The following is a 257-nucleotide window of genomic DNA, read 5'->3' on the forward strand; positions in this document are numbered from 1 at the left end:
ATGGCGCGAGACGGAATCGAACCGCCGACACATGGAGCTTCAATCCATTGCTCTACCAACTGAGCTACCGAGCCTACCTATTGCGGGAGCAGGATTTGAACCTACGACCTTCGGGTTATGAGCCCGACGAGCTACCTAGCTGCTCCATCCCGCGCTATTCCTACTAAGGAGGATGTGGGATTCGAACCCACGCACGCTTTTACACGCCTGACGGTTTTCAAGACCGTTCCCTTCAGCCGGACTTGGGTAATCCTCCA

General features: G+C 55.3%; 3 tRNA genes. All 3 read right to left on the reverse strand.

The features are described from left to right. Position 1 precedes the first annotated feature (1 nt). A tRNA-Phe gene (locus HMPREF2933_RS08965) sits at positions 2 to 74 on the reverse strand. Positions 75 to 80: 6 nt separating this feature from the next. Next, a tRNA-Met gene (locus HMPREF2933_RS08970) sits at positions 81 to 154 on the reverse strand. Between the two features lie 12 nt (positions 155 to 166). Next, a tRNA-Ser gene (locus HMPREF2933_RS08975) sits at positions 167 to 256 on the reverse strand. Position 257: the final 1 nt, after the last annotated feature.

This window comes from Streptococcus sp. HMSC066F10, assembly GCF_001813805.1.
Classification (GTDB): domain Bacteria; phylum Bacillota; class Bacilli; order Lactobacillales; family Streptococcaceae; genus Streptococcus; species Streptococcus vaginalis.